Source organism: Streptomyces sp. NPDC058678 (genome assembly GCF_042714835.1).
In the GTDB taxonomy this organism is placed as follows: Bacteria; Actinomycetota; Actinomycetes; order Streptomycetales; family Streptomycetaceae; genus Streptomyces.
In genome coordinates, this window is sequence record NZ_JBHXSG010000001.1 from 574,303 (window position 1) to 600,465 (window position 26,163).

General features: G+C 67.9%; 24 protein-coding genes and 1 pseudogene. 13 read left to right on the plus strand and 12 right to left on the minus strand.

The features are described 5' to 3' along the window. Positions 1–209: 209 nt before the first annotated feature. The 3 genes from ACFWWR_RS02465 to ACFWWR_RS02475 are packed head-to-tail and all read right to left on the minus strand — an operon-like array spanning position 210 to position 3,204. Positions 210–977 (minus strand): SDR family NAD(P)-dependent oxidoreductase, encoded by a 768-nt coding sequence (locus ACFWWR_RS02465; protein WP_383861574.1) that lies wholly within the window; start codon positions 975–977, stop codon positions 210–212. Beyond that, a complete protein-coding gene (locus ACFWWR_RS02470) occupies positions 974–2,014 on the minus strand; it encodes a phosphotransferase family protein (RefSeq protein WP_383861577.1) in 1,041 nt (346 codons plus the stop codon). The genes ACFWWR_RS02465 and ACFWWR_RS02470 overlap by 4 nt, the downstream gene beginning before the upstream one ends. After that, entirely contained in the window at positions 2,011–3,204 is a 1,194-nt protein-coding gene (locus tag ACFWWR_RS02475) for an acyl-CoA dehydrogenase family protein (RefSeq protein WP_383861580.1), read from the minus strand. The genes ACFWWR_RS02470 and ACFWWR_RS02475 overlap by 4 nt, the downstream gene beginning before the upstream one ends. A gap of 70 nt (positions 3,205–3,274) precedes the next feature. Between ACFWWR_RS02475 and ACFWWR_RS02480 the strand changes: the two genes are divergently transcribed. The 11 genes from ACFWWR_RS02480 (at position 3,275) to ACFWWR_RS02530 (ending at position 13,214) form a co-directional block, all read left to right on the plus strand. Then, entirely contained in the window at positions 3,275–3,916 is a 642-nt protein-coding gene (locus ACFWWR_RS02480) for a TetR/AcrR family transcriptional regulator (protein ID WP_383861583.1), read from the plus strand. Positions 3,917–4,064: 148 nt separating this feature from the next. After that, a complete protein-coding gene (locus ACFWWR_RS02485; protein ID WP_384301532.1) occupies positions 4,065–4,250 on the plus strand; it encodes a hypothetical protein in 186 nt (61 codons plus the stop codon). A gap of 104 nt (positions 4,251–4,354) precedes the next feature. After that, positions 4,355–4,807 (plus strand): hypothetical protein, encoded by a 453-nt coding sequence (locus tag ACFWWR_RS02490; protein WP_383861586.1) that lies wholly within the window; start codon positions 4,355–4,357, stop codon positions 4,805–4,807. Beyond that, positions 4,800–5,705: an alpha/beta hydrolase gene (locus tag ACFWWR_RS02495; protein WP_384301535.1), complete on the plus strand. Its 906-nt coding sequence runs from the start codon at positions 4,800–4,802 to the stop codon at positions 5,703–5,705. Before ACFWWR_RS02490 ends, ACFWWR_RS02495 begins: the two co-directional genes overlap by 8 nt. Next, complete coding sequence (locus tag ACFWWR_RS02500) at positions 5,702–6,538, plus strand: alpha/beta fold hydrolase (protein ID WP_384301538.1); 837 nt, start codon at positions 5,702–5,704, stop codon at positions 6,536–6,538. Before ACFWWR_RS02495 ends, ACFWWR_RS02500 begins: the two co-directional genes overlap by 4 nt. A 147-nt stretch (positions 6,539–6,685) precedes the next feature. Then, the gene (locus ACFWWR_RS02505) at positions 6,686–7,570 is read left to right on the plus strand and encodes an MBL fold metallo-hydrolase (protein ID WP_383861595.1); all 885 of its coding nucleotides are present in this window, start codon (positions 6,686–6,688) and stop codon (positions 7,568–7,570) included. A 57-nt stretch (positions 7,571–7,627) separates the two neighbouring features. Next, entirely contained in the window at positions 7,628–8,056 is a 429-nt protein-coding gene (locus ACFWWR_RS02510; RefSeq protein ID WP_383861598.1) for a PaaI family thioesterase, read from the plus strand. Between the two features lie 53 nt (positions 8,057–8,109). Then, entirely contained in the window at positions 8,110–9,099 is a 990-nt protein-coding gene (locus ACFWWR_RS02515; RefSeq protein ID WP_383861601.1) for an LLM class flavin-dependent oxidoreductase, read from the plus strand. Between the two features lie 103 nt (positions 9,100–9,202). After that, positions 9,203–9,892: a winged helix-turn-helix transcriptional regulator gene (locus ACFWWR_RS02520; protein WP_383861604.1), complete on the plus strand. Its 690-nt coding sequence runs from the start codon at positions 9,203–9,205 to the stop codon at positions 9,890–9,892. Positions 9,893–9,934: 42 nt separating this feature from the next. After that, positions 9,935–11,443: a long-chain fatty acid--CoA ligase gene (locus ACFWWR_RS02525; RefSeq protein WP_384301541.1), complete on the plus strand. Its 1,509-nt coding sequence runs from the start codon at positions 9,935–9,937 to the stop codon at positions 11,441–11,443. A gap of 115 nt (positions 11,444–11,558) precedes the next feature. Beyond that, a complete protein-coding gene (locus ACFWWR_RS02530; protein WP_384301544.1) occupies positions 11,559–13,214 on the plus strand; it encodes an AMP-binding protein in 1,656 nt (551 codons plus the stop codon). Here the strand turns inward: ACFWWR_RS02530 and ACFWWR_RS02535 are convergent. Next, entirely contained in the window at positions 13,108–13,725 is a 618-nt protein-coding gene (locus tag ACFWWR_RS02535; protein ID WP_383861613.1) for a TetR/AcrR family transcriptional regulator, read from the minus strand. The two genes, ACFWWR_RS02530 and ACFWWR_RS02535, sit on opposite strands and share 107 nt — an antisense overlap. Before the next feature lie 151 nt (positions 13,726–13,876). Here ACFWWR_RS02535 and ACFWWR_RS02540 point away from each other — a divergent pair, with 151 nt between their 5' ends. Both ACFWWR_RS02540 and ACFWWR_RS02545 read left to right on the plus strand, forming a co-directional pair. Continuing rightward, positions 13,877–15,283: an aldehyde dehydrogenase family protein gene (locus ACFWWR_RS02540; RefSeq protein ID WP_384301547.1), complete on the plus strand. Its 1,407-nt coding sequence runs from the start codon at positions 13,877–13,879 to the stop codon at positions 15,281–15,283. Between the two features lie 176 nt (positions 15,284–15,459). Next, complete coding sequence (locus tag ACFWWR_RS02545) at positions 15,460–16,758, plus strand: DUF3533 domain-containing protein (protein WP_384301550.1); 1,299 nt, start codon at positions 15,460–15,462, stop codon at positions 16,756–16,758. A 42-nt stretch (positions 16,759–16,800) separates the two neighbouring features. On the opposite strand, the gene ACFWWR_RS02550 is transcribed toward ACFWWR_RS02545, so the two are convergent. The 8 genes and pseudogenes from ACFWWR_RS02550 to ACFWWR_RS02585 form a co-directional block, all read right to left on the minus strand. Then, entirely contained in the window at positions 16,801–17,244 is a 444-nt protein-coding gene (locus tag ACFWWR_RS02550) for an ATP-binding protein (protein ID WP_384301594.1), read from the minus strand. A 6-nt stretch (positions 17,245–17,250) separates the two neighbouring features. Next, a pseudogene (locus ACFWWR_RS02555) lies at positions 17,251–19,190 on the minus strand (SpoIIE family protein phosphatase); the annotation flags it as partial. A 483-nt stretch (positions 19,191–19,673) separates the two neighbouring features. After that, on the minus strand, positions 19,674–20,579 hold the full coding sequence (locus tag ACFWWR_RS02560) for an alpha/beta hydrolase (protein ID WP_384301552.1): 906 nt from the start codon (positions 20,577–20,579) through the stop codon (positions 19,674–19,676). A 120-nt stretch (positions 20,580–20,699) separates the two neighbouring features. Then, positions 20,700–21,764: an AraC family transcriptional regulator gene (locus ACFWWR_RS02565; RefSeq protein WP_384301554.1), complete on the minus strand. Its 1,065-nt coding sequence runs from the start codon at positions 21,762–21,764 to the stop codon at positions 20,700–20,702. A gap of 53 nt (positions 21,765–21,817) precedes the next feature. Next, positions 21,818–22,669, minus strand: coding sequence for an MBL fold metallo-hydrolase (locus tag ACFWWR_RS02570; protein ID WP_384301556.1), 852 nt, complete (start codon positions 22,667–22,669; stop codon positions 21,818–21,820). A gap of 637 nt (positions 22,670–23,306) precedes the next feature. Next, positions 23,307–24,371 (minus strand): alkene reductase, encoded by a 1,065-nt coding sequence (locus ACFWWR_RS02575; RefSeq protein WP_383861633.1) that lies wholly within the window; start codon positions 24,369–24,371, stop codon positions 23,307–23,309. A gap of 464 nt (positions 24,372–24,835) precedes the next feature. After that, positions 24,836–25,441, minus strand: coding sequence for a winged helix-turn-helix transcriptional regulator (locus ACFWWR_RS02580; protein ID WP_384301558.1), 606 nt, complete (start codon positions 25,439–25,441; stop codon positions 24,836–24,838). Between the two features lie 49 nt (positions 25,442–25,490). After that, on the minus strand, positions 25,491–26,048 hold the full coding sequence (locus tag ACFWWR_RS02585; protein WP_383861639.1) for an SRPBCC family protein: 558 nt from the start codon (positions 26,046–26,048) through the stop codon (positions 25,491–25,493). Positions 26,049–26,163: the final 115 nt, after the last annotated feature.

Genomic DNA, 26,163 nt, shown 5'->3' on the forward strand with positions numbered 1-26,163 from the left:
CGCCGCGCACTGCTGACACACGGGGAAACGTGCCCGGCATGGCGCTCTTGAAGGATCGGTAGGCGCGATGCCCAACGCGAGGACGCCCCGCCCGACGTCACCGAAAGCGTGGGCAGTTGTCGAGCGTAGGACGAAGAAGCTCCCGGCCGACTGGCTGTCGGTCGGGAGCTTCGTTCTTCGGGTGTCGTGCTGCACAGGCACGCCCGCCGTCAGTGACCGGACATACCGCCGTCGACGGCGAGCGTGATGCCGGTGATGTAGGACGAGGCGGGGCTGGCGAGGAAGACGACGGCGGCGTCGAGCTCGCGCTGCAGCCCCACCCTGCCCAGCGGGCTGGTCTGCTGGACGAACGCCATGACCTGGTCCTGGGGGATCTCGGAGGTCATCTCGCTGGCGAAGTATCCCGGGGCGATGGCATTGACCCGGATGCCCCGGCGCCCTGTCCATTGCTGGGCGAGATCACGGGTGAGGCCGATGAGGCCGGCCTTGCTGGCTGCGTAAGCTGCCTGTGGGGCGTACGACTTGATCAGACCGAGCACGCTGGCGATGTTGACGATGCTGGAGCCGGGCTCCATGACGCGGGCGCATGCCTGTGCCGCCCAGTAGGCGCCGTTGAGGTTGATGTCGATGACGCGGCGGAACTCCTCCGGGCTCTCCTTGAGGGCCGGAACCGCGGTGCCTATGCCGGCGTTGTTGATCAGGATGTCGACGCGGCCGAACTCGCCGACTGCAGAGCGGGCCAGCGCCTCGCACTGCTCCGGATCGGCGACGTCGGTGGGCACCGTGATGGCGCGGCGGCCGGTCTCGTGCACCTGCTTCGCGACATCTGCCAGCCGGTCGGCGCGGCGGGCGGCAAGGACGATGTCTGCGCCCGCTTCGGCGAGAGCCTGGGCGAACCCGGCGCCGAGACCGGAACTCGCCCCGGTGACCACGGCAACCTTGCCGTCGAGCCGGAAGAGGTCGAGGACGTTGCTCATAGCGGCTCCTGGTGTGACAGCGCTCGAAGTCCGGCGGCGGTCAGTGGCGCGACGGCCTGCCCTACCGTGTCGAATCCTGTGCCGCGGGTCAGCCCCTGCTGGAAGCGGGCGTGGATCCCCTCGGCGATGACGGCGATCTTGAAGTAACCCAAAGAGAGATAGAAGCCGAGTTCGCCGAGATCCCGCCCACTGGCCTCGGCGTAGCGCTGGGCGAGGTCGGCCGCTGCGGGAAGCCGTTCGCTGGTCGATGCGGCCGATCCGCTGAGCACGGGAGCGAAGGACGGGTCGGCGTAGACAAGGTGCAGACCCAGATCGGCGAGGGGGTCGCCGAGGGTGGCCATCTCCCAGTCGACCACCGCACGAATGGTGCCCGGGTCGGCGGGGTCGAGGATGGTGTTGTCGATGCGATAGTCGCCGTGCACGATGGACGCGCCGCTTTCCGCCGGGCAAGCGGTGGCGAGTCGCTTGTGCAGCAGCTCCATGTCGCCGAGCTCCCGGGTCCGAACGCGTTGCCACTGGTCGTACCAGCGCTGGACCTGGCGCGCCAGATAGCCCTGCGGGCGTCCGAACCCGGTCAGCCCCACCGCGTCCGGATCGACGGCGTGCAGGCGCGCGAGTACGTCGACCAGGCCGTGGGCGCAGCGGGTGATATCGCTGTCCCGCAGTGCGTGCAGCTGCTCGACCGTCCGGATCACCGTCCCGTCGACGTACTCGACCACCGCGAAGGGCACGCCGAGCACCTCGGCGTCCGCGAGGGTCACCGCACGTGCCACGGGGACGCCACTGTCGGCGAGTGCGGCCACCATCCGGTACTCGCGCCGCATGTCGTGCGCGGAGGGGGTGAGCCCGCCGAGCGGAGGACGGCGCAGAACCCACCGCGTCCGCCCGTCGGTGACCAGGTACGTCAGGTTCGACCGGCCGCCCTGCAACGGTTCGGCGGTGAGCCGGCCCCGGAACTCCGGCACGTACTCGTCGAAGTACCGCTCGAGTGCGGTCAGGTCGAGACCGTCCACTGCGGTGTGACCGGCGGCGCTCACTGTGCCGCCGCCTCGGTGTGGCGGCGCATGACGCGGCGGGCGATGGCCCAGCGGTGGGTTTCGGATGGCCCGTCGTAGATGCGGAAGGGCCGGACCTCCCGCAGGAACCGGCCGAGCAGGATGTCGCCGGACACACCGAGCGAGCCGCAGATCTGCAGCGCGCGGTCCACCACCCGCCACACCGCTTCGGCGCAGAAGGTCTTGGCGATCGAGGTGGACTGCGAGGCCGAACGCCCCTGATCCAGCTCCCAGGACGCCTGAAGGATCAGCCCCCGGGCGGCGGCGATGTCGATTTCGTTGTCCGCGATCATCTGCTGCACCATGCCGAGATCGCCGAGCCGTGAGCCGAACAGCCGGCGGTCGGCGGCCCGGCCGACGGCGATGTCCTGCGCTCGTCGGGCGATGCCCAGCCACCGCATGCAATGCGTCATCCGCGCGGGCCCGAGCCGTACCTGCGCGTAGCGGAAGCCCTGGTCGACTTCGCCGAGCACCGCCTCGTCCGGTACGACGCAGTTCTCGAAGAGCAGCTCGACGTGCCCGCCGTAGAGACTCTCGTCGAGCGTCTCGATGTGCCGGACCGTCTTCATGCCGGGGTTGTCGGCGTCGACCAGGAACATGGTCGCGCCGCCCTGGTCCCCGGGTTCACCCGACGTCCTGGCCATGCAGATGGCGAACCCCGCGCCGTCGGCACCGGTGATGAACCATTTGTGCCCGTCGATGCGCCAGCCGCCCCGAACACGTGCGGCGCGCGTCGCCAGCGCACTGGGGTCGGAACCCGCGCCCGGCGCCGGCTCCGTCATCGCGAAGCACGACCGTATGGCCCCAGCCGCGAGCGGGCGCAGATACCGGTCCTTCTGCTCGGCGGTGGCGATGGCTTCGAGCATGTGCATGTTGCCCTCGTCAGGGGCGGCGATGTTCAGCGCAAGCGGGCCCAGCAGGGAGTACCCCGCTTCCTCGAAGACGGCAGCCCTGCCCCGCATGTCCAGCCCGTGCCCGCCGAACTCCTCGCCGACGTGCGGCGCGAACACGCCGGCATCCTTCGCGGCCCGCTGCAGCCCGAGCCGCACGTTCTCGGTGCGCGCGACGCCACGGTGCTGTTCCTCGGCCGGGATCACCACCTCGCGGACGAAGTCGGCAGTGCGGCGCGCGAGGTCCGCGGCGACGGGATCCTGGGTGAGGTCGACTGTCATGGCGCATCCCATCCGGCTACTGAGTATTAGCCAGGACCCTAAGCGAGCGCTTGGCAACCCGCAATCCCCCATGGCGCAGCTCACAGTTGCCAGCGGGTTCAGCTATCATCCGTTAGCCCTGCATGTGGAGGCGAAGATGGGCCGATCCGACGACATCCGTGCCGCGGCGCTGGAGCTGTTCACGCGCCTCGGCTACGAGGCGACCACGATGGCCGACATCGGGGCCGCGGTGGGCATGCGCGGCCCGAGCCTCTACAAGCACGTCGCGTCCAAACAGGACCTGCTCGCCCAGATCATGACCGCCACGATGGAAGACCTCCTCAGCGCGCACCGTGCGGCCGTCGCCAGCAGTGAAGGTTCGGTTGCACGCCTTCGCCGCGCCACCGAGGCGCACGTCCGTTACCACGCCCGGCACCGGCTCGAGGCCTTCGTCGGCAACCGCGAGATCCGCAGCCTCGTCGAGCCGCATCGCGGTCGCGTGCTGGCCTTGCGCGCGGAATACGAAGCCGGCTTTCGCCGGATCGTCAACGCAGGCGTGGCCGAGGGGTGCTTCAAGGTCAGCTCGGCGCGGCTGGTTTCCTACGCCATCCTCGACCTCGGCATGGGAGTCGCGGCGTGGTATCGCGAAGACGGCGAACTCGCGGAGGATGCCATCGTCTGGCAGTACAGCGACTTCGCCCTGCGCCTTGCCGGCGCGAGCTCTGAGGGCTAGGTCCCCCCGAAGCCCACCCAGTAGGCCGTGGGTGACGGCTGGTGATCTCACTTTCGGAGGCAGGTTCAAGGCGGGTGTCCGGGTCACTGACATCTCACAAGGTCTTGACGCTATACATCTCGTATAGTCGCTGCTAGCGTCCTCGGCCATGACGAAGGAGTCGCTCGGTGACCTGCGCTTCCCGATCGCCGATGCCGCCTGCAGTCCCGGCGCAGCGAGTGATCGAGAGACCGCTGGGCGCCGGCCGCTGAACGGCGGGCTGCCGCCGAGGGTCGACTTCCGGGTCGGTCGCCGGGCGGTGCTCGCGCGATGTAACCCCGGTCAGGGCGTGTGAAGAGGGTCCCCCCTCTGGGTTTCGAATTCATCGACCGCTGAAATCCTTCTCGGAAGGAATCTGCCGTAATGTCCAATGATCAAATCGCTGCCACTCGGGCCGAGGTGACCGAATGGTTCTTCGAGGACTATCTGCCGCGATGGGTGGCCGTGGCTGCGGGCACGTCAGACGAGGGTCCCGAGTTCATTCATGACTACTGGGGCACTCCGTTGCACGTCACGGGACTGGAGCAGTCCTTCTGGTGTCTCGATGACGAGAGCGTGCGCGGCTTCCTGGACCTCAATTACGCGCCGCTGCGCGAGTCCGGATACAGCCACACCGTGGTGCCCGACCGGCGTGTGCTTGTCTACAACTCCGTCGGTGCCGCCATTGAGGTGATCTGGTCGCGACGCCGCGCCGACGAGAGCGAGATCCAGCGCTGGGCGGTGCAGTTCAGCGTCGCCAAATCCGATCGGGGCTGGCGTGTGGTCGGCATCCACTCGGCGGCGACGGACAAGGACAGGCTCGCTGAGGTCTGGCCCGCCGAATCGACCCTGGAGGAGGCGAGCCGTGGCTGAAAAGGTCTATCCGCCGCTGGTCATGCCCGACGGGGTCGGCCGGCAACAGGTCACCGTGTGGAGCAATGGCATCGCGCTCGACGCGGACGTGTACCGACCGACGACCGTCGACCCCGACGCCGCCCTGCCCGCTGTGGTGCTGTGTCACGGGTGGGGTGGCAGCAAGCTCACCGCCGAACGCTACGCGGCGCTCTTCGCCGCAGCAGGCATGATCACCCTGACGTTCACCCAGAGCAGCTGGTTCGGCTCCGGATCTCCGCTGCAGCTGGTCGGAGACATCCCCGATCTCGATGACAGCAATGAGGCACTCACCCGGGTGCGGTTCATCCGGGAGCTGGTGGATCCGTTCGCATGGACGGTGAACCTGCGCTCGGCCCTGGACTACATCGAAGGTGAGCCCAACGTCGATCCCGCCCGGATCGGGCTGTGGGCCACCAGCTTCGGCGGCGGCGTCGCCGTGCATCTGGCCGCCAACGACGACCGGGTCAAGGCGCTGGCGGTGCAGGTGCCCGCCATCGCCCCACTGAGTGGACCAGTGGCAGACTTTGCCCGCAAGCGTGCGATCGACACCGCGCGCGGCGACGCGCCCGCGATTCCCCAGGGTGTCGATCCCTGGCCGAACATGGCGGGCACCCCGTACCTGGCCACGTTGGCGCACTTCGACCCGCTCGCCCAGGTCGAGCGGCTGCGGATCCCCACCCTGATCATCGATGCCGGTGACGAAGACCTGTTCCCCATCGCCGACAACGGCGGCCGCGCGGCGAAAGTACTGGAGACCATTCCGGGCAGCGTCGTCGACTATCAGGTCATCCCCGGCATCGACCACTACGGCATCTATTTCGACGGCTACGAGCCGGGCAGTCGTGCTGCCCTCGCCTGGTGGGGACGTTACTTGTGACGACGCCGACCTCCCGAAGCCTTTTCGTGCCGACCACGCTGGGCCGACTCCACGTCCAGGACGCCGGACCCGCCGACGGCCCTGTGGCGCTGTTGTGGCCGAGTGTGTTCATGGACGGTGAGACCAGCTGGGGCGCACAGCTTGCCGACCTGCACGCTCAGGGCCGACGGACCCTGCTGGTCGACCCACCCGGTACTGGCCGCAGCGAATCGGTGTCGCGGTTGTTCACCATGGAAGAGTGCGGCGCCGCCGCCGTTCAGACGCTCGACGCTGCCGCCGTCAACCGGGCCGCCTTTCTCGGGCTGTCGTGGGGCGGCATCGTCGCGCTGCGGGTCGCGATCACCGCCCCGGACCGGGTCACCGCGCTGGTTCTGTCCAACACCACTGCGCGCAGCGTGGTCCTCCGCGAACGTCTGGCAGTCCGCCTGAACGCCCTTCTCATACGTTCCGGGATCGCCCCGGGTGGACTGGGCCGGCTGGTCGTGTCCGGAATGCTCAGCGAGCACTCCCGCAACCGGAACCCCGAGTTCACCACGCACCTCGCCCAAGCAGTCGACGCACTCGACAAGGCAGGACTGGCGCGCGTCGTACGGTCGGTGCTGGCCGGCCGCAGCAGCGTGGTCGATGCCCTCGGCAGAATCACCGCGCCCACCCTGGTGATCGGTGGCGCCGAGGACCGGGCGTTGCCGCCAGAACCGCATTCCGGCGAACTGGCCGAGCGCATCGCCGGCGCACAACTCGAGGTGTTGCCGCGCGTCGCACACCTGGCTCCCCGCGAAGCGCCCACCGAGGTGGCGGTTTTGATCAGGAAGTTTCTCGCGGCGCTCGGTTAGCCGTGCTCCTGGCGACCGGCCCTGCCGGCGAGGCGTTCCCAGGCGTCCCGGTGATCCGCCAGTGCGCCGTCTGCTTGTGCCGCTGCCGGATGAGCCACGCGCTCCTACGGCATATCAACTCGAAGAACCACAAGGGAGACGAAAGGTATGACTGAGCTGAGCTACGACGTGTACGTCTGCGACGGGGTCCCGCGCAGCCGACCCGAGAGGTTGCCCGACGGCAGCGGCATCGTGTCGTCTCCGCTGGCCTCGACGCTGATCACCGGTGAACGGGAGGCCGTGCTGGTCGACCCGCCGTTCACCCGCGAACACACGCAGCAGGTCGGCGACTGGGTGGAGCGCTCCGGCAAGCGTCTGGCCTACATCTATGCGACGCATGGCCACGGCGACCACTGGTTCGGCACCGGCCAGCTCCTGGAGCGCTTTCCCGACGCCGTCCCGTACGCCACGGAAGGCACCATCGGGATCATGCGCCGCAACATCGAAGGGCGCGAGAAGTTCTGGGACGCGGACTTCCCCGGCCTGATTCCCGACACCCCACTCGTCTACCGGCCGATCCCCGCCGGCGGGTTCGAGCTGGAGAGGCACCAGATCACGGCGGTCGAGGTCGGGCACACCGACACCGACGACACGACGGTGCTCCACGTCCCCTCGATCGGCCTGATCGTCGGAGGCGACGTCGTCTACAACGGCGTACACCAGATGCTGCTGGAGACCCCTGGCGGCGGATTCGAGTCATGGCTTGCGGCGCTCGACGTCCTCGAGTCCCTCAACCCCCGCGCCGTGGTGGCCGGGCACAAGAACCGTGACCTGCCCGACGACCCGGCGATCATCGACCAGACCCGCCAATACCTTCGCGACGCGCAGCGGCTGCTCGCCGAGAAGCCCACACCGCAACAGTTCTTCGACGAGATCACCACCCGCTATCCCGACCGGCTCAACGTGGGCCCCGTCTGGTACGGCGCACACGGTCTCCTGGGAGTCCCGATGCCCGTCCCGCCCGCGGGCCAACACGATTACGCGAACGAGTAGGCCCGGCACATGGCACAGCACACAACTGATGCAACCACTGACCCGGGCGGAGTCTCGATGTCAGGCTTCGACGTGTTCCAAAGCACGTTCGTGGCGGCCGTAGGTCTGCGTTTCACCGAGGTCACGTCCACGCGGGTGCGAGGGGAGATACAGCTGGGCCCTGAGCACCACACCCCCTGGGGAGTGGTGCACGGCGGGGTCTACGCCACCGCCGTGGAATCCGCTGCCAGCGTCGGCGCGTCGGCCGCGGTAGCCGATCGCGACCAGGTCGCCGTGGGGGTGGCCAACAATACGGACTTCCTCCGACCGCTCACCTCCGGGACGGTGGAGGTGGTGGCCGAACCTGTTCAGCAAGGGCGCAGCCAGCAGTTGTGGCAGGTCACCGTCACCAGCATCAGCAGCGACAAGCTCATCGCCCGCGGCCAGGTGCGCCTGGCCAATGTGCCCGCCACCGGCCTCCCGCGCACCTTGGGGCAGCAACTATGACCACTTCCACTTCTCCTGCAGCCAACCAAGGCCGAAGCGCAGCGGGCTTGGACGTGTCGGCAGCGTTCGCGACCACGCTGGAAACACCGCAGCACGTCCAGATCGCCGAGGAACTCGGCTTCCGGCGTGCGTGGTTGTACGACACACCGCAACAGAGCCCCGACGTGTGGATGTGTCTGGCGCTGGCCGCCGAACGCACACACTCCATCGGGCTCGGTCCCGGCGTTCTCGTCCCGGCGCTGCGCCACCCGATGGTCAGTGCGAGCGGGGCGGCGGCCCTCGAGCGTTTGGCCCCCGGACGGGTCGCGGTGGCCTTCGGCACCGGTTACACCAGCCGACGGGCCATGGGACAGATGCCCGCCTCGTGGACGTACATGACGCGCTACATCACGACGTTCCGCGCGCTGCTCAGAGGCGAAACGGTCGAATGGGAGGGCAGCTGGCTGCGGATGCTGCACCCCGGTGAGTCGCTTCCGAGTGCGCCGGACGCCATTCCGGTCTACATCGGAGCGATCGGTCCCAAGGGCATGGAGACAGCCGCGTCGCTGGGGGACGGCCTGTTCGTGGCCGGAGCGCCCGTGCCCGAGCAGGCCAAAGAGTTCTCGCACGTCTCCTACCTGGCCCTCGGGTCCGTGCTCGATGACGGTGAAGCTCTCAACAGTGACCGGCTCCGCACGGCCGCGGGCCCCGGACTGGCGCAAGCCTTCCACGTCTCCTACGAACTCGGCGGCGAGGAAGCTGTCAAGGCGCTGCCCGGAGGGCCGGAGTGGCTGGCCGTCCTGCAGAACACAACGGAGGACCAGCGTCACCTCGCCGTGCACAACGGACACCTGTTGCATCTGAACGACGCCGACACGGCTGCCTGGAACGCGGGGGCCCACACGCTGGTCGAGCACGTCACGCTCACCGGCACTGCCGACGAGGTCCTGGCCAAGGTCCAGCAGCTGGCGGCGAGTGGTGTCACCGAGATCATGTACCAACCCGCCGGCGACATCCGCCGTGAGCTCGAGGCGTTCGCCGGCGCGGTGGGACTACGACGATGAGCGAGACTTGCATGCGCATGGCGCGAGCCCAGCTGCCCATGTCCGGCAGGAGCGGAGTGTACGGAACGTATAGCGAGAAGTTATAGAGCCGTACAGTAGATTCATGACAACCGCAAGAACATACGGCCAGATGTGTCCGCTCGCCCGCTCCATGGACCTTCTGGGCGAGCGATGGACGATTTTGATCCTGCGCGAGCTGTGCCTTGGGCCCAAGCGATTCAAGGACCTCCTCGACGTACTCCCGGCCATCGGACCGAACCGCCTGACTGCCCGCCTTCGCAGCCTTGAGGCCGCGGGGGTCGCTCGCCGGAGCACGCTTCCACCTCCCGCGGGTGTGGCTGTCTATGAGCTCACCGAGCGAGGCGAGGGGCTCCGTGCCCCACTCATCGAGCTTGGACGGTGGGGCCTTGGGCTCCCGCCGTCGGCGGAAATCGATCCGGCGACCACCCGCGCGGACCTGATCGCCCTCAGCGTTTCCACCTTTGCCGCGCCGGAGAAGCTCGTCGGTCTCAAGGAGATCTATGAGCTGCACGTGGGCAGGGAGACGTTTCATGTCGAGATCGCCGAGGGCCGAATGTGGACCAAGAGCGGTCCGGCGCCAGTTCGCCCCGACCTTGCAGTGACGTGCCGTTTGCGCACGTTCCTCGCCGTGGTCTTCGGCCGCACCCAGGCGATCGACGCAGTCGAGTCGGGCGACCTGACGGTGACTGTCGGATCCAGCGAACTGGCCGAGCGCGCGTTTGACCTTTTGTCCGCTTCCGATCTTGGTTATCCGGTGTACCTGGGGATGTAGCGCGCGAGCGCTCCTGCCGCCGGAACGTGAAGGAGAGATGCCATGAGCTTCAACCTGGCGGCGATGCTTGTTGAGGCAACGCGCGCACAACCGCTGAGCCCGGCCCTCTGGGCGGGTGATGACAGGTGGGACTATCAGCGGCTCGACACGGAGTCGATCCGCTTCGCGAACGGACTCCTGGAGAGCGGCTGTTCAAGGGGCGATGTGGTGGCGATTCAGTCGCCCAACGTCCCGGAGTTCCTGGTCGCCTACTTCGGGACGCTCCGCGCCGGCATGGTCCTGCTGCCACTCAATCCCCTGCTGACCGCAACGGAGACCGCGTTCCTCCTCAACGACGCCCGTGCGGTGGTGCTCTTCGCGCACGAACTCGCCGTCGGTGCCGTCCTCGGGGCCAAGGAGGCCGGCATCCCACTCGTGACGGTTCCCGCAGGGATACGTCACGACGGTGACGACGGCAGGCTCTTCTCGGACTTCCTGTCGGATCACGACCATGGTGGAGCGGACGTTGCCGCCACGGCACCCGAGGACACCGCGGTCCTGCTCTACACGAGCGGCACCACAGGGAAACCGAAGGGAGCCGAACTCACTCACTTCCAGCTGTTCATGAACTGCACCGCCAGTGCTGACGTGTTCGAAGCGAAACAGGATGACGTCATCCTTCTCGCCTTGCCGCTGTTCCACGTTTTCGGCCTCTCCTCGCTCACGAACTCCGCGATCCGGCGCGGCGCCTCGCTCGCACTCGTGCCCCGTTTCGAAGCCTCTGCCGTACTCGACGTCATCGAACGGAAGCGCGTCTCGATCGTGGCCGGTGTGCCCACCATGCTGCACGCCCTGCTGGAGACCCCCGACCGTGACCGTGATCTCAGCAGCATGCGTATGGCGCTGAGTGGAGGTTCACCGATCGCCCCGGATGTCGTCACCCGGTTCGAGGAGAGATTCGCCATCCCGGTGCTGGAAGGTTATGGGCTGACCGAGACGGCCAGCGCTGTGACGTTCAACAGAGCGGCCGGACGCAAGCCCATGTCCGTGGGCCGGCCTCTCTGGGGGACCGAGATGCGCGTGGTGGACAGCGACGGCAACCAGCTTGCGCCGGGTGCCGACCATGTCGGCGAACTCCTCGTCCGCGGACACTCGGTGATGAAGGGCTACTTGCGTCGCCCTGCCGAAACCGCCGAAGTCATCCAGGACGGCTGGTTCCGCACGGGAGACCTGGGCTACGTGGACGACGACGGCTACTACTTCGTCGTCGACCGGATCAAAGACTTGATCATCCGCGGCGGATACAACGTGTACCCGCGCGAGATCGAGGACGTGCTCTACGGGCATCCCGACATCCGAGAGGCCGCCGTCATCGGATCACCCGACGACCGGCTCGGGGAGGAAGTCGTCGCGGTGGTCGCCCTGCGCGAGGGGAGCGAGATCAGCGCCGAAGACGTCATCGGCCACTGCAGGCAGCGCCTCGCCGCCTACAAATACCCGAGGGTCGTGCGATTCGTCGAGACGCTCCCGAAGGGCCCCACGAACAAGATCCTCAAGAGCCGGCTGCGCTGATTCCCTCTGGAACTGCTATGCGCCCCGGGCCAGATCGTCGGTCCCCAATGGCAAGGCATCGGGTGCGGCCGAGCCCTTGCTCATGATCCCGCCGACCAACCGAACGGAGAAGGCCGTGAATCCCGCCCTGTCATTCGAGCCATTGAGTCCCGTGTCCTTCCTGGACCGGTCGGCCGCGGTGTTTCCCGAGCGCACGGCTGTGATCGACGGGGACCAGCGTTTCACGTACGCACAGCTGCACGACCGGTGCCGTCGGCTCGCCGGCGTTCTGGCCCCGCTCGCGAACGGTGACCCGGTCGCGGTACTGGCACCCAACACGCACATCATGCTCGAGGCCCACTACGGAGCCCCGTGGGCCGGTGCGCCCCTGGTCACGATCAACACCAGACTCTCCGCCCCCGAGGTGCGTTACATCCTCGAGCACTCGGAGAGCGCGGTGCTCCTGCAGGACCCGCAGTTCGACGACCTCGTGGCCACGGCGATCGACGGGATGCCGCATCCGCCCCTGATCGTGCGCGCCGGCCCCGGAGACGACGGCGCCTACGAACAACTCCTCGCCGCCGCCGCACCGACGGCCGTCCCCTTGCCCGATGAGGGCGCGCTGCTGTCCATCAACTACACCTCCGGAACGACTGGTCGTCCCAAGGGCGTCATGTACCAACACCGTGGCGCCTATCTCCAGGCACTCGCGATGGTCACGCACACTCAGCTGAGCACAGCGTCCGCCTACCTCTGGACCCTGCCCATGTTCCACTGCAACGGCTGGTGCTTCCCATGGGCGGTGACCGCCGCCGGAGGCACACACGTATGCCTGCCGAAGGTGGAGGCTTCCGAGATCTGGCGGCTCATTCACGACGAACACGTCACACACCTCTGCGGTGCCCCTGCCGTGCTCTCCATGGTGGTGAACGCCCCGGAGGCCAAGCGCGACACGGACGGCGTCATCCGGTTCCTGACCGGCGGGGCGCCACCGAGCCCCACCCTGCTCGCAGCCGCGGATGCACTGCGTTTCGACGTCACGCATCTGTACGGGCTCACCGAAACGTACGGGCCGTCAGTGCTGTGCGACTGGCACCCCGAATGGAATGGCCTCGCCCCCGAGGAACAGTCCCGGCTTCGCGCCCGGCAGGGCGTGTCCAACATCGTCGGCCTCACCGCCCGCGTGGTAGCCAACGGAGTGGACGTACCCGCGGACGGCACCACGATCGGTGAGATCAGGTTGCGCGGCAACAACCTCATGCTGGGCTACCTCAAGGACGCCGCCGCCACGGCCGCGGCCGCACCGGACGGCTGGTTCCGGACCGGTGACCTCGGTGTTCGCCACCCCGACGGATACATCGAGCTCAGGGATCGCAGCAAGGACGTCATCATCTCCGGTGGAGAGAACATCACCTCGATCGAGGTCGAGCAGGCCATCGCCAGCCATCCGGCAGTCCTCGAAGTCGCCGTGGTCGGTGCCCCGGACGACCGCTGGGGCGAGGTGCCGGTCGCGTACACCGTGCTGCGCCCCGATGCGGTCGCCACCGAGCAGGAGATCATCGACCACGTCAAAGACCGCATCGCACGATTCAAGGCGCCCAAGCGGGTCGTCTTCGGAGAACTGCTGAACCTCCACCGGGAAGATCCAGAAGTACCTGCTCCGCGAAAACGAGCGGGCTGCCGGCTCACTGGCTCCCCTTGCCTCCGATGGCGCGGAGGAGGAAGGGCAGTAGGCGGTCGGCCGTCTCCGCCGCCGAGCCGGCGTCCACTTCGTCCGGCGGCAGCGGGGTGAGGAAGAACCTGCTCATCATGGGACCGACGACCAGGTCGCCGAGCAGATCGGCGTGCTCGACAGGTGCGATTTCACCCCGGTCCACCGCACGTTGCACGATCTCCTCCATACGTAGGCGAACGGGCAGCACGAACGCCTTCGTGAGGGCGTCGGCCAGGGCGGCGTTGCGCCCACCCTCGGCGATCAGGGACCGCAACACCCCTCCCTCCTTCCCGGTCATCGAGGCTGCCTTGTCCCGGAGCAGGGCACGCAGATCCCCTTCGAGGGTGCCGGTGTCGGCAGGTGCCGTGAGCTCCTGGGAGTAGGCCGCGGCAGCGTCGACGACCAGGAACTCCTTGGACGGCCAGCGGCGGTAGAGGGTGGCGGTGGACACTCCGGCGCGGGCCGCCACGGCGGCGGTGGTCAAGCCGCCGTAGCCGCTCTCGCCCAGGACGGCCAGAGTCGCATCCAGCAACGCCCGGTCCCGGTTGGCATCGCGGGGACGGCCCCGGCGTGCCGCCGACTCGGTCATCGGTCATCCCCCGAAGAGACACGGCGAGCCACATGCGGGCCGGAGCGCTGGACGGGTCGTTCGAAGAGTTCAGAAAGCGTGGGAGGGGTCACACCGGAAAGCGTACCTCAATACGAAACGAAATGCTTTCGTTTCGTATATGCTTCGGGGCATGCCTACCAACCACGTGGACCTCGACTCCACGACAGACCACGCGGCACAAACCGTCACCCGCCTGCGCGCCACCTTCAACACCGGACGCACCAAGCCCCTCTCGTGGCGGAGGCAGCAGCTGCACGCGCTGCGGCAGATGCTGGCCGAACATGAGGACGTGTTCGCAGACGCGCTGCACACCGACCTCGGCAAGAACGCGACCGAGTCGCACGTCATGGAGATCGGCTTCCTCATCAAGGAGATCGACCACACCCTGCGCCACCTCGACCGGTGGACGCGCCCGAGCAAGGTCTCCGTACCTCTGGTGCTCGCGCCGGCCCGGGCCTGGACCGTTCGCGAGCCGCTGGGCACAGTGCTGATCATCAGCCCCTGGAACTACCCGCTGAATCTGGCGCTGGCGCCCCTCGTCGGCGCACTGGCCGCCGGTAACTGCGTCATCCTCAAGCCCAGTGAAGTCGCACCCGCGACCTCGGCCGCGCTCGCCCACTGGCTGCCCCGGTTCCTGGATCCGGAGGCCGTGGCCGTCGTCGAGGGGGGCGTACCCGAGACGACCGCCCTGCTGGAACAGCGGTTCGACCACATCTTCTACACCGGCAACGGCACGGTGGGACGCATCGTCTTGGCTGCCGCGGCCCGTCATCTCACCCCGGTCACCCTGGAGTTGGGCGGCAAGAGTCCCGCCGTCGTCGAACCCGGTGCCGACCTCGCGACGGCCGCCCGTCGCATCGCCTGGGCCAAGTTCATGAACGCCGGCCAGACCTGCGTCGCGCCCGACTACGTGCTCGCCGTCGGACAGGCGGGCACCGACATCGAGTCGCACCTGGCCGCAGCCATCCGTGAGATGTACGGCACCGATCCGGCCCGGAGCGCCGACTACGGCAACATCATCAACGAGCGCCACTTCGACCGGCTGGCCGGTCTGCTCAACGACGGCCGGACCGTTGTCGGCGGCGACCACGACCGTCCCACCCGTTACATCGCCCCCACCGTTCTCGCGGACGTCGACCCCGACTCGGCCGTGATGCGTGACGAGATCTTCGGTCCCATCCTGCCCATCGTGCGCGTCCCCGACCTGGACGCGGCGATCGCCTTCATCAACGAGCGGGACAAGCCGCTGGCTCTCTACGCCTTCACCGCATCCAAGCGCTCCAAGCAGCGGCTGATCGCGGAGACATCCTCCGGCGGCTTGGTCTTCGGCGTCCCGACCGCTCAGCTCGGCGTGCCCGGTCTCCCCTTCGGTGGCGTCGGCGAGAGCGGCATGGGCCAATACCACGGCGCACACTCCTTGGACACCTTCAGCAACATCAAGTCAGTCCTCGACAAGCGGCTCACCCCGGACACCATGGGCGTGACCTATCCGCCCTACACCCGCCGCAAGGACCGCATCCTGCGACGGATCACGTGACGGCTTGCGGCACGTGCTGGTCCGAAGCCGTTGCGATGTCGCCGACAGCCTCCTGGAGTCTGACCGTGCCCATGCCCGGAATTGCTCATGAAGTGCGAGCGAGGTCAGGTCTAGGCCTGAGATGACGCTGCCCGCCCCTCCCTCTCGGCAAGTCTTTGCGAAAACTGGAGTTCACCATGGATGGGTTTCATCCCTTCCGCGTATTGCGGGCCCGAGGCCTGTGGATCGTCAACGGCGTCGTCACGGGCGTCCTGGCCTTGTTGTTCGCGGTCCTCTACATCGGTGCCAACGTCGATCCGGTCGGCCACCTGCACAAGCTGCCCGTCGGCCTGGTCAACGCAGACAAGGGCGCGAATGCCGGCGGCGAACACGTCAACCTGGGGGCGCGGACAATCGAGTCGATCACGAAATCGAATGCCGGTGGAGACGCGATCGACTGGAAGGTGATGGACGAGCAGAAGATGAACAAGGAACTCGGCCAAGGCAAGCTGTTCGGCGCGCTGGTCGTTCCCGGCGACTTCTCCTCCTCGACCACCACGCTGATCAGCACCGCGGCCGACAAGAAGCCGGTACGCCCGACGCTGACGGTGGTGACCAACCAGTCCGCCGGAAGTCTTGGCTCCAGCTTGGCACGGTCGGCCACGACGGAAGCGGCCAAGAACGCCTCAAGTCAGGTGGGCAGGGAGCTGAGTGCGCAGGCCGGAGCCGAGCGGACGAAGCTGCCTCCGGCGGAGCGCCTCCTACTGGCCGACCCGGCAGTCGTCACCGTGAAGGACGGGCACCCGCTTCACTCGCACAGTGGTCTCGGCATGACCGCCTTCTACTACGCGCTGGTCCTCGTGGTCTGCGGCATGCTTGCCGCCAATGTCATCAGCGGCCAGGTGGACCACGCCCTCGGCTACACCCACAACGACATGGGGCCGCTTCGCAAGCACCGCCCGCTGATCCGTGCGAGCCGGGTACAGACCCTCGCCATCAGCAGCACCCTCATGGCCGGCCTCTCGGTGCTCATGGGCAGCCTGGTGCTGGCGGGAGCGGTCGGCATGGGGATGGATGTCTCCCACGTGCCCCTGCTGTGGCTGTACTCGGTGTGCGCGATCGCGGTCGCCGGGATCGGCGGGCTGGCCCTGCTCGCTGTCTTCGGCACGCCCGGCATGCTGCTCGTTGCGCTGATCTTCGTCGCGATGGCCGTGCCGACGGCCGGTGCCACCATGCCCATAGAGGCGCTGCCCGGGTTCTTTCGCTTCCTCGCGGAGTTCGAGCCGCTGCGGCAGATCACCGACGGTGTCCGTTCGATCCTCTACTACGACGCCCAGGGCGACGCGGGCCTGACCCGGGGCTGGGCCATGCTGGCGATCGGCCTCGTCGCAGCTTCCCTCTTCGGCTTCGGTGTGACCCGGCTGTACGACCGGAAGGGGCTGCACCGCATTCCCTCCGAGGTGGAGAAGCCGACGCAGGCGGGGGTTCCGGCGTAGCCGAACGGGTGCTTCCGCGGTCGTGTGCCGTTGAGGGACCGCTCAGGTCGCCTGGATGAGCTGTTCGGCCCAGATGGTCTTGCCCGTAGGCGTATACCGAGTGCCCCAGCGCTCGGTGAGCTGGGCGACCAGCAGCAGGCCGCGGCCTCCCTCGTCGCTCAGCCGGGCCCGCCGCAGGTGAGGGCTGGTGCTGCTGCCGTCGGAGACCTCGCACGTCAGTGTCCGGTCCTTGATCAGTCGTAGCCGGATCGGGCCTGTGGCGTAGCGGATGGCGTTGGTGAACAACTCGCTGACGACGAGCTCCGTGATGAATGCGGCGTCCTCGAGCCCCCACTCGGTGAGACGGTCGCAGGCGCGTTTACGTGCCTCAGTCACCGCTGCGGGGTCGCTGGGCAGGTCCCAGGAGGCCAGACTCTCCTGGCCGAGTGGTCGAGCACGGATCAGCAGGAGGGCGACGTCGTCGGCTTTGCCTTCGGGGTGTTGCATGTCGAGGACGGTGTCGCAGAGGGCTTCGAGCGAGGGCTCCGGTCGGGCGAGTGCCTGGCACAGGCTGCGGGTGCCTTCGTCGATGTCGTGATGGCGACTCTCGACGAGGCCGTCGGTGAACATGGCCAGGAGGCTGCCTCCGGGCAGGGTGAGCTCCGTCGCCTCGAAGGGCAGGCTGCCCAGCCCAAGGGGAGGGCCGACAGGCATGTCGATGACACGGGCCGTTCCGTCCGGTCCGATCAGGACGGGGGGGGGTGCCCGGCCCGGGCCAGGGAGCACGTGCCGGAGACGGGGTCGTAGACGGCGTACAGGCAGGTGGCGCCGATGTCACCGGGGATCTCTGCGGTCTCGTCGGCGCCATCGATGTCTTGCGGGAGCCCGGAGTGGGTGACGATGTCGTCGAGGTGGGTCAGGAGCTCGTCGGGTGCGAGGTCGATGTCGGCGAGGGTGCGCACCGCCGTGCGGAGGCGGCCCATGGTCGCTGAGGCAGAGATGCCGTGTCCTACGACGTCGCCGACAACGAGGCCTACTCGTGCCCCGGGAAGGGGGATCACGTCGAACCAGTCGCCGCCCACCCCGGCGCTGCCGCCGGCGGGAACATAACGGGACGCGGTCTCCACGGCCGGGTGGACAGTTGGCCCACGAGGCAGCAGGGACTGCTGGAGCGCCAGTGCGATGCCGTGCTCGCGGGTGAACCGGCGGGCGTTGTCCAGACAGACCGCAACCCTGGCCACAAGGTCCTCGATGACGGTCAGGTCGTCGGGGCCGAAGGGGTCGGGGGAGGACGAATGCCTGAGGAAGAGGGCCGCTCCGAGGATCACGCCGCGGGCTCGGATGGGCACCGCGAGCAGGGAGCACGTCCCGAAGGCGTCTGCGTACGCCGCCTGGGCGGCGTCCTCGGCAAGCCACCGAACGATGTCAGGATCCTTGATGTCGTGCAGCACCGGGCGGCCGGTGGCCTGGCACCGGGCGATCGGAGACGACCGCGGATGGGTGTGGATCGCTCCGACGCCGAGTACCGCGTCGGGTGGGAGTGGGGTGGTGCCCCCGTGCGCGGCCCGTCGCAGCGCGACGGGTCCCGCGTGGGGGCCGGGGCCGGGCAGTGCACCATGGAAGACCTCGTCCAGCAGGTCGACGCTGACGAAGTCGGCGAAGCGGGACACCCTCACCGTCACGTCGACGAGCTCCTGGGCGGTGCCGGTCACATCCAGAGTCGCGCCGATGCGGGTCCTGGCCTCGTTGAGCAAGGCCATCCGCTCGCGGCTGTGGTACTGCTCGGAGTAGTCGTTCCCCACCAGACCCACCGCGTGCACTCGGCCGCTCTCGTCCTTGAGAGGGAAGACATCCACGGCCCAGGCGTGTGCTTTGGGCTCATGCGGAAGTGCTACGAAGAGTTCGGTGTACTCGGGCTTCCCTGTCTCGCCGACCCGAAGGATCCGCCGTTCTGCCTCCTCGAACGCAGAACCGTGAAGGAACTCGGTGGGACGCCGACCGCGAACTTCGCTCTGGCCGAGGCCCACCGCTCGCCGCATGACCTCGTTCGCCCACAGCAACCGCCCGTCGCGATCGTAGATCGAGAGGGAGAGGGACTGCTGCTCCAGCATCCACCACATGAGGTCCTGCAGTTTCCCCGTTGCCGGTGACGGCACGATCGTCACGAGGAAGCCCTGCTGCTGCGTGGCGCCCAGCAGCGGGCTCAGGTGGGCTCTTGTACCCAGCAGACTGCCGTCGCGATGCCGGAACGTGGTCCCGTCGGTGGCGAACAGCTCGGCCAGGGGACTGCCGATGATCTCCGCAGGGGTGTACCCCAGAAGTTCCTGAGCCTCGCGGCTCCAGTAGGCCACACATCCGTTCCCGTCCGTGACGGCTATGGTGACGGACTCATTGCGGTTGGCCTCGTCCGGGTGACCGGTGTGTCGCTCGGGCAGCCCGCTGATGCGATGCATGGCGTACCTGGCCCTCCTGCCTCATGACAGGCATTACCCACGATCGTCCGAGAAGCGGCCGAGGGCAAGGCGGAAGGGCGTCGTCATCTGAGAGCCCGTGGTGCCGTGCCGTTGGGTGATGTCGGCCCAGCCCTGTGCTGCTTCCGGGGCCGGTTCAGTACCAGCGGCTGGAAGGCTGTCGCCCAGGCCTTCCAACGGTGCAGTCCACGAGGCAGGGGTCGGCGAGCCGTTGCAGAGCCCGGTAGCTGGTGGCGCGGGACACCGAGGAAGGACTGACGAGTTCCCCGACCGTCTGGTGGGGGCGCTGGTGGAGAGCGCTGATGAGCATGAGGGCGGCGCTGCCGAGGCCGTGGTGGCGAAGGCGTCGTGCCCCATCAAACGGGCGATGACGGTGGAGTCGATGTCGGCCGTCGCGCCGGTCTCAGGTGGGGTCCACAATCGTCTGGGGGCAGGCCCGGCCGGCCAGGTCGGATCGGTTACCCGTCAGCCGATGCCGAGGTGGATGCGGAAGTGGTCTCGCGCTGCTGTCGAACACTGCTCGAACCTGGGCCCGTCGTAGACGCTGAAGTGCCCGCCGTCCGTGACAAGAATCCCCTTCGGCTCGCGCGCTTGTTCGTAGGCAGCGAAGGCGAGTTCGGCCGGAGCTGTCACGTCGTACCGGGCCACGATCATCAGGAGCGGCGTCGGCGAAACGCGGCTGATGTGGCTGCTGGGGTCGTACTCACCGACGAGCTCAATGCTTCGTACAGTCAGTTCGTTCCGCCAGCTGGGCTCCGGTGAGGCGTTGGCGGTGTAATAGGCGTTTGCCTCGGCCATCGGCATGACGGCCTCGCCGAACGGGTTGTCCGAAACCACGGGAATGACGGTGGGCTCGCCGCCGGCGAAGCGATGCGACCGGTCTGCCTGCAGCTGCTCGCGAAGCGGGGCGGCGAAGTCGGGCCGGACAGTCCGCGCCAGGCTGAGGGGGCCGGAAACGAAGGGAACCTGCGAGACGACTGCCTTCACGCGTCGGTCGTTCGCCGCCACCGTAAGGACATGGCCACCGGAGAAGCTCGAACCCCAGATGCCTACCCGATCCGGGTCGACCTCGGGCCGAGTGACAGCGTAGGAGATCGCGTTCTTGTAGTCGCGATACTGCAGGACGGGGTCGAGCTCCTGGCGTGGGGTCCCGTCGCTCGCCCCGAAGTTCTGATGGTCGTAGACCACGACGTTGAGGCCTCCTGCGGCGAAGACCTCAGCGTATTCGCCGAGGCCCATCTCTTTGACGCCTGAGATCCCGTGCGCCATCACGATGACCGGCGCGGGCCCTGCCGCGTTCTGTGCGGGGTAGAACCATCCGCGCAGCGTCGTGCCGAGCTCACCGGTGAACTCGATGTCTTCGCGATCCATGTCCTCGTCCGTCCATAGTCGGTCGTCGCCTCACCTGGAGACCTACACGACGACGCTAAGTAGCGCTGACGGGCCTGTCGTGGAACGGGCGTGCCACGAACTGGAATCGCCGTGCCTCCATCAGACGAGGGGGCGGACCGCTGCTGAGCCGTGCAGGTTGCGATAGTCACCGGGCGACAGGCCGTATGCGCGCCGGAACTGCCGCCCGAGGTGGCTCGCATCGCTGAATCCCCATCGTTGCGCGATCGAGGCGATGGATCGACGGGTGTTGACGACGTCGTCGCGTGCCGCTGCCAGACGGCGGCTCCGCACGACGGATCCGACGGTGTCCCCGGTGGACGCGAAGGCGCGGTGGACGGTGCGCGGGGCGACACTGTGCGCCGCGGCCAGGTCGGCGACCCTGATCGCTCCCAAAGAGAGGTGGTCGACAATCCACGCCTCGAGTTGACGCCGGAGCAGAGCCGGGAAGCCATCATCAACCACCTCGCTTCTGCCCGCTCTGACGATGCCGGCGACAAGCGAAAGCAGGGCGCCACGCGTGCTCTCGATCTCCGTGACGGTCATCTGCTCGATGCTGCAGTCAATACCTGCGAGAAAACCCAACAGCAGGCGCGCCAACGGGTTGCCGTCATCTCGCACCACCGGCCTCACCGGAATGCGGCCCGCGGTGTCGTGGAGGCCCAGAGCGACGGCGGGCACGCGCAACGAGCGCATGGCCATCGCTTGAGGCACGACAAAACGCCCCGGTGTGCGGGTACTCAGGAGGACGAGCGCCCCTGGGCGTAACACGACGGTGCCGTCGGCTGTGTGCATGACTTGGACGCCGGACAAGGCGGTGATGAGCAGCAGGGCATCGCCGTCACGTCGCATGTCGCTGCTGCGCCGGGCGCCCTCGACCGATGGGCAGATCCAGTCCGTGAGAAGAAGGTCGCCGATGTTGCGCTCGCGCAGGGCGATGCCGCTGATCCCGCTGTGGCCCCTGGCGCCCACATCGACGCTCGGAATGCGAGCCCGGACGGTGCGTCGCCACTGCTCATCGACTTCATCGGCGAGCGGCGACGTGGCCGCATCGCCCTCATGGCACCAGAGCGTCACGGATAACCCGCCTTCATCGACGCAGGTAAAGGAGAGGGGAAGCCAGGGCGGCATGTCGCCCGCGAGACCAGACGAACCGCTGCGACGCACAGTCCTGACGGGGGCCGACGTCTGGTTTTCGGCTCCCGCCAGGGGCGTCGGACCTACTGCAGCCCGAGCATCGCAGCGCCGAAAACGACGGTCGTCCCGTTGGCTCGGGTCGGGTTCGCCTCGACCATCCGGGCGATGAACTGGGCCGCGCTCGGGCCGTCGGCGAGCAGCCGGTCGGCCAACTCCACATAGGCGATCGTGTCGGCCAGGGGACTGGCGTCGTCGATCGCGTCCTCGCGCCTGTGCGCGGCGATGACGATCTCAGGCTTGCGGCTCTGGATCTCGTTGAGGGTCTGGATCCAAGCCTGGCGGATGCCGTGGTCACTGTCGGCAAGAATGGGGTGCACGTCGTTGTAGGCGATATCGCCCACGATGGCAGCAGCCAGTTCGGGCACCCAGAGGTAGGACGACTCGCTCAGGTCGGACTGTCCCGCCGGTACGGCGATCAGCTCGTGGCCCTCGAGGTCGATGCGATGGTCGGCCAGCGGTTCGGGGACGATCACCTTCGAGCCGATCTCGTCGATGAAGAACGCGGCGTACGTCGCGCGATCACGACCGGTGGCCTTCTCCTCGGCGATGAAGCGAGCCGTCGCCTCGGTGGACACCACCTTCGCGTCGGGGAAACGCTCAAGCAGAGTCGCGGTGCCGAAATAGTGGTCGATGTGGCCGTGGGTGATGTAGATCGCGGTGAGCCGCTTGCCGGTCCGCTCGATCCAGTCGGCGAGCCTCTTGGAGTCCTCGATCGTGGGCACGGTGTCAACCAGGACGGCGTCATGCTCGCCCGCGATCAACGTGACCGAGGTGGGCGGCCACGTCCACCCGCCTTCGGGGGCGTCGACCGGCAGCGGGATCTTCAGGGGACGCGCTGGCGCGGTGAACGTGCTCAGGGTCAGTGCGGTGCTCATGCTGGGTTCTCCATCTCTATGGAAGAAATGGAAGAAGGTGCCTCGACAGGGCCCGGCGGGCGGTCGCTCCCGTGATACGGGATCGGCCTCCGGGCCTGTCTCATGGGCCGAGCCCGTCCCGACAGGTTGACCCGCGGGGCCGTCCTTCTTCGCATACGCCCCCAGTGACGGGGTGTCAGGTACAGGGTGGCGGCGTCTGGCCCGAACTGGTCAAGTTCGTGACGGGCCCGGGTGGTTCGTCGCCTGGAACGGCGTCCTTCCCCGCGCGTGCACTGGTCGCGCCCGACGTTACGGAGGCGGGGCTGGAAGCGGATCCGTCACCGTAGGGGTTACGGAGTTGCCGAAGGTCTGTGCACATGTGGTGCCGTTGGGTGACCCCGGGGGCTACTGGGGCTCGCTGCGCAACGCTGGGAAGACACCGCCGCCTACGGCACGGAGTCCCACCATGGAGATGACCCCAGGAGGCGCCGCAACCTGCTGCACGGCGCGCTGGCTGCCGACCTCACCGCTCCGGCGCTCGCGGCCCTCACCGCAGCCCGGACCGACGTAACGGGTACGGCTAGCACGGACACGTGGCACCTCCATGGGGCCAGTTGGCCATACCGCCTCACCAGGACCGGCATCACCAGGCCATTTGTCAGGCGGTGTGGGTGGGGTAGTCGGTGTAGCCGGCCGCGCCGCCGCCGTAGAAGGTGGCGGGGTCGGGGGTGTTCAGCGGCGCGCCGGCGCGTACGCGCTCGACCAGGTCGGGGTTGGCGAGTGCCATCGAGCCGACGGTGATGACGTCGGCGAGGCCGTCCTCGATGTCCTTGGCGCGGGTGGCGATGTCGGTGCCGGCCCGGTTGAGGATCAGTGTGGTCGGCCAGAGCTTGCGAAGAGTGTGGAGGAGTTCTTCGTCGCCGGCGCCGGTGTGCAGGTAGGCGAGGTTGAGGGGGGCGAGGGCGCGCAGGAGGTGCGGGTAGAGCTCGTGGGAGTCGCTCTCCGAGAGGTCGTTGAGGTTCAAAGGGTTGCCGGGGCCGATCCGGAAGCCGGTGCGGCCGGCGCCGATCTCGTCGGCCACGGCGGTGGCGACTTCGACGGCGAAGCGGATGCGGTTGTCGAGGGAGCCGCCGTACTGGTCGGTGCGCTGGTTGGCGCTGGGGAAGAGGAACTGGTGCACGAGGTAGCCGTTGGCGCCGTGGATTTCGACGCCGTCGGCGCCGGCCTCGATGGCGGCCGCGGCGGCGCGGCGGAAGTCGTCGACCGTGGCGGCGACCTCCTCGGTGGACAGCGCGCGCGGTACCGGCATCTCCTGGGGCCCGGACGCGGTGAACGTGGTGCCCGTCGGCTTGATCGCGGAGGGGGCGACCGGTTGCCGGTGGTGGGGGGTGTTGTCGGGGTGGGAGATCCGTCCGGCGTGCATGAGCTGGATGACGATGCGTCCGTCGGCCTTGTGTACGGCGTCGGTGACCTTGCGCCAGCCGGCGATGTGCTCGTCGGTGTAGATGCCCGGGGTCACCGGATAGCCCTGGCCGTCGGCGGAAGGCTGGGTGCCCTCCGTGATGATCAGCGCCTGCGAGGCGCGCTGGGCGTAGTACTCGGCGTTCAGTTCGGTCGGCACGCCGTCCGGGGTGGCCCTGCTGCGGGTCATGGGGGACATCGCCAGCCGGTGCGGCAGGGGGATGTCTCCGACGGTGGTCGGGTTCCACAGGGCGTTCAACATGAGTGTCTCCTCAAATCAAGGGTGAGAGAGGTCTGCCGGGATGGCGGGCTGCCGCGAGTGGCGCGTACGCGGTGACCGGCCGGACGGATCCGGTGAAAACTGCAATCGTGAAAGGCAAGCTGCGTGGAGGGGCGGTCAACGGGGCGGACGGGTTTGCCGCGCACATGACCGCCACCATGCGGTGCTGGGCGCCGGCTGTTTACACAAAGAGGGGGGAAGCCGAGCGCCTCGGTCGTCTACCACGCCGGAGGACGCATCGGTCCTGTGCAGCAGATGCAGCAGCGGCTGTGCCGTTGTCGCGAAGGGATTCCCACACGGAGGTCGGAGCTGCGGTCAGCCGCGGCAGCGATCGGCCGGGACCTGCTGCGACAGGTTCGGGACGAGCGCCTGACGCGCCTTCTGTCGGAACCCGCTTGCGGTTCGGAAGCGGGCGCACGAGCTCCTCGCCTTGCGAAACGGGGAGGTCAGGTTGGGCGGGTTTCGACAGCCCGGCTGGCGGCTGTGCTCCTGTCCTCGCGTTCCTGTGCGAAGGCCGCGCTGAGTTCACCCGTCACGTCGTTCATGGTGAACGGCTTGCCGCACCCTTCACACACGGTGCCGCTCAGGCCCACCTCGCGACCGCATGCCGTGTGGATCTGGCGGACGGCGACTTCTTCCCCGGGCTCTTTGCACCAGGTCTCGCCCCATGCACGTAGGGCGAGCAGCACCGGGGCGAAGGCTTCGCCCTTGTCGGTGAGGTGGTACTCGTAGCGGCGGGGCCTTTCGCTGTAGGCGCGGCGTTCGAGCATGCCATCAGCCTCCAGCCGCTTGAGACGGTTGGTCAGCATCTGCGGGGACGCCAGGGTCTGGGCCTGAAGAGAGTCGAAGCGGCGGTTGCCCATCGACAGCTCCCGCATGATCACCAGTGTCCAGCGGTCCCCGATCACCGCGCTCGAACGCGCGATGGGACACACCGTGCTCGTGATCTCCGACCAGCCGCCCACACCAACACCCTCCTCCTGAACTCGTTCCGCCCTCCCATCATCGCAGAGATCGAGCGAGTAGCTATGAAAAATCGAGTCGGTGATCATCCAGGGTCTGCCGCGCCAGGGGTGCTGGGCGTCGTGCCGGCGCAGCAGATCAGTTCGCGGCCAGCCTGGTGAGGGCCTTGCGTCCCATGCTGGCCGCATAGAGCGGAGTCTCACGCTGGTTGTGGGCGTGGGTCGCGGCCTGCTGTTGCGCGGCGGCGTCGTCAAAGCTCACGCCACCCTGAGCGAGAAGGTCCAGGAAGCCTTGGGTGGGGCGGACGGTCACGGTGTTGATGAAACGGCAGGTTTTGTCATCGATCGGCTCCACCCGCAGGTCCCAGGTGACGTGGGCTTTGGTCCAGACGCCTGCTGTCTGTGCATCGGACAGCGACACCATGTGGCAGTGGTGCGGCTCGTGCACCTCGGCCACGTAGTGCTGGATGACGAGGCTGCCACCGACGTTCTCCACATTGATGGACATCGGGCGCCCGTCATCCGTGGTGGTCCGGCCCGCAGCGATGTGTTCGCCCGGCGCGCAGCGCTGGTACTCCGCGTCGGGCAGGTTCAGCACCCAGTCCGCGATGTCGACCGTCTCGATCGGAGCATCGACCGTAGCCGTCACCTCTGACGCGGTCATCAGCAAGTTGTGTATCACCTGGTCGTTCGACATGATCTGGTCCTTTCTCAGCGCAACGCACTGCATGAGCAGCGAGTACGGGCGCTTCGCGTCACGGTTTCCCAACTGCGGCGTTCACCAGGCAGGGTGACGGCAAGTCAGGTCATCA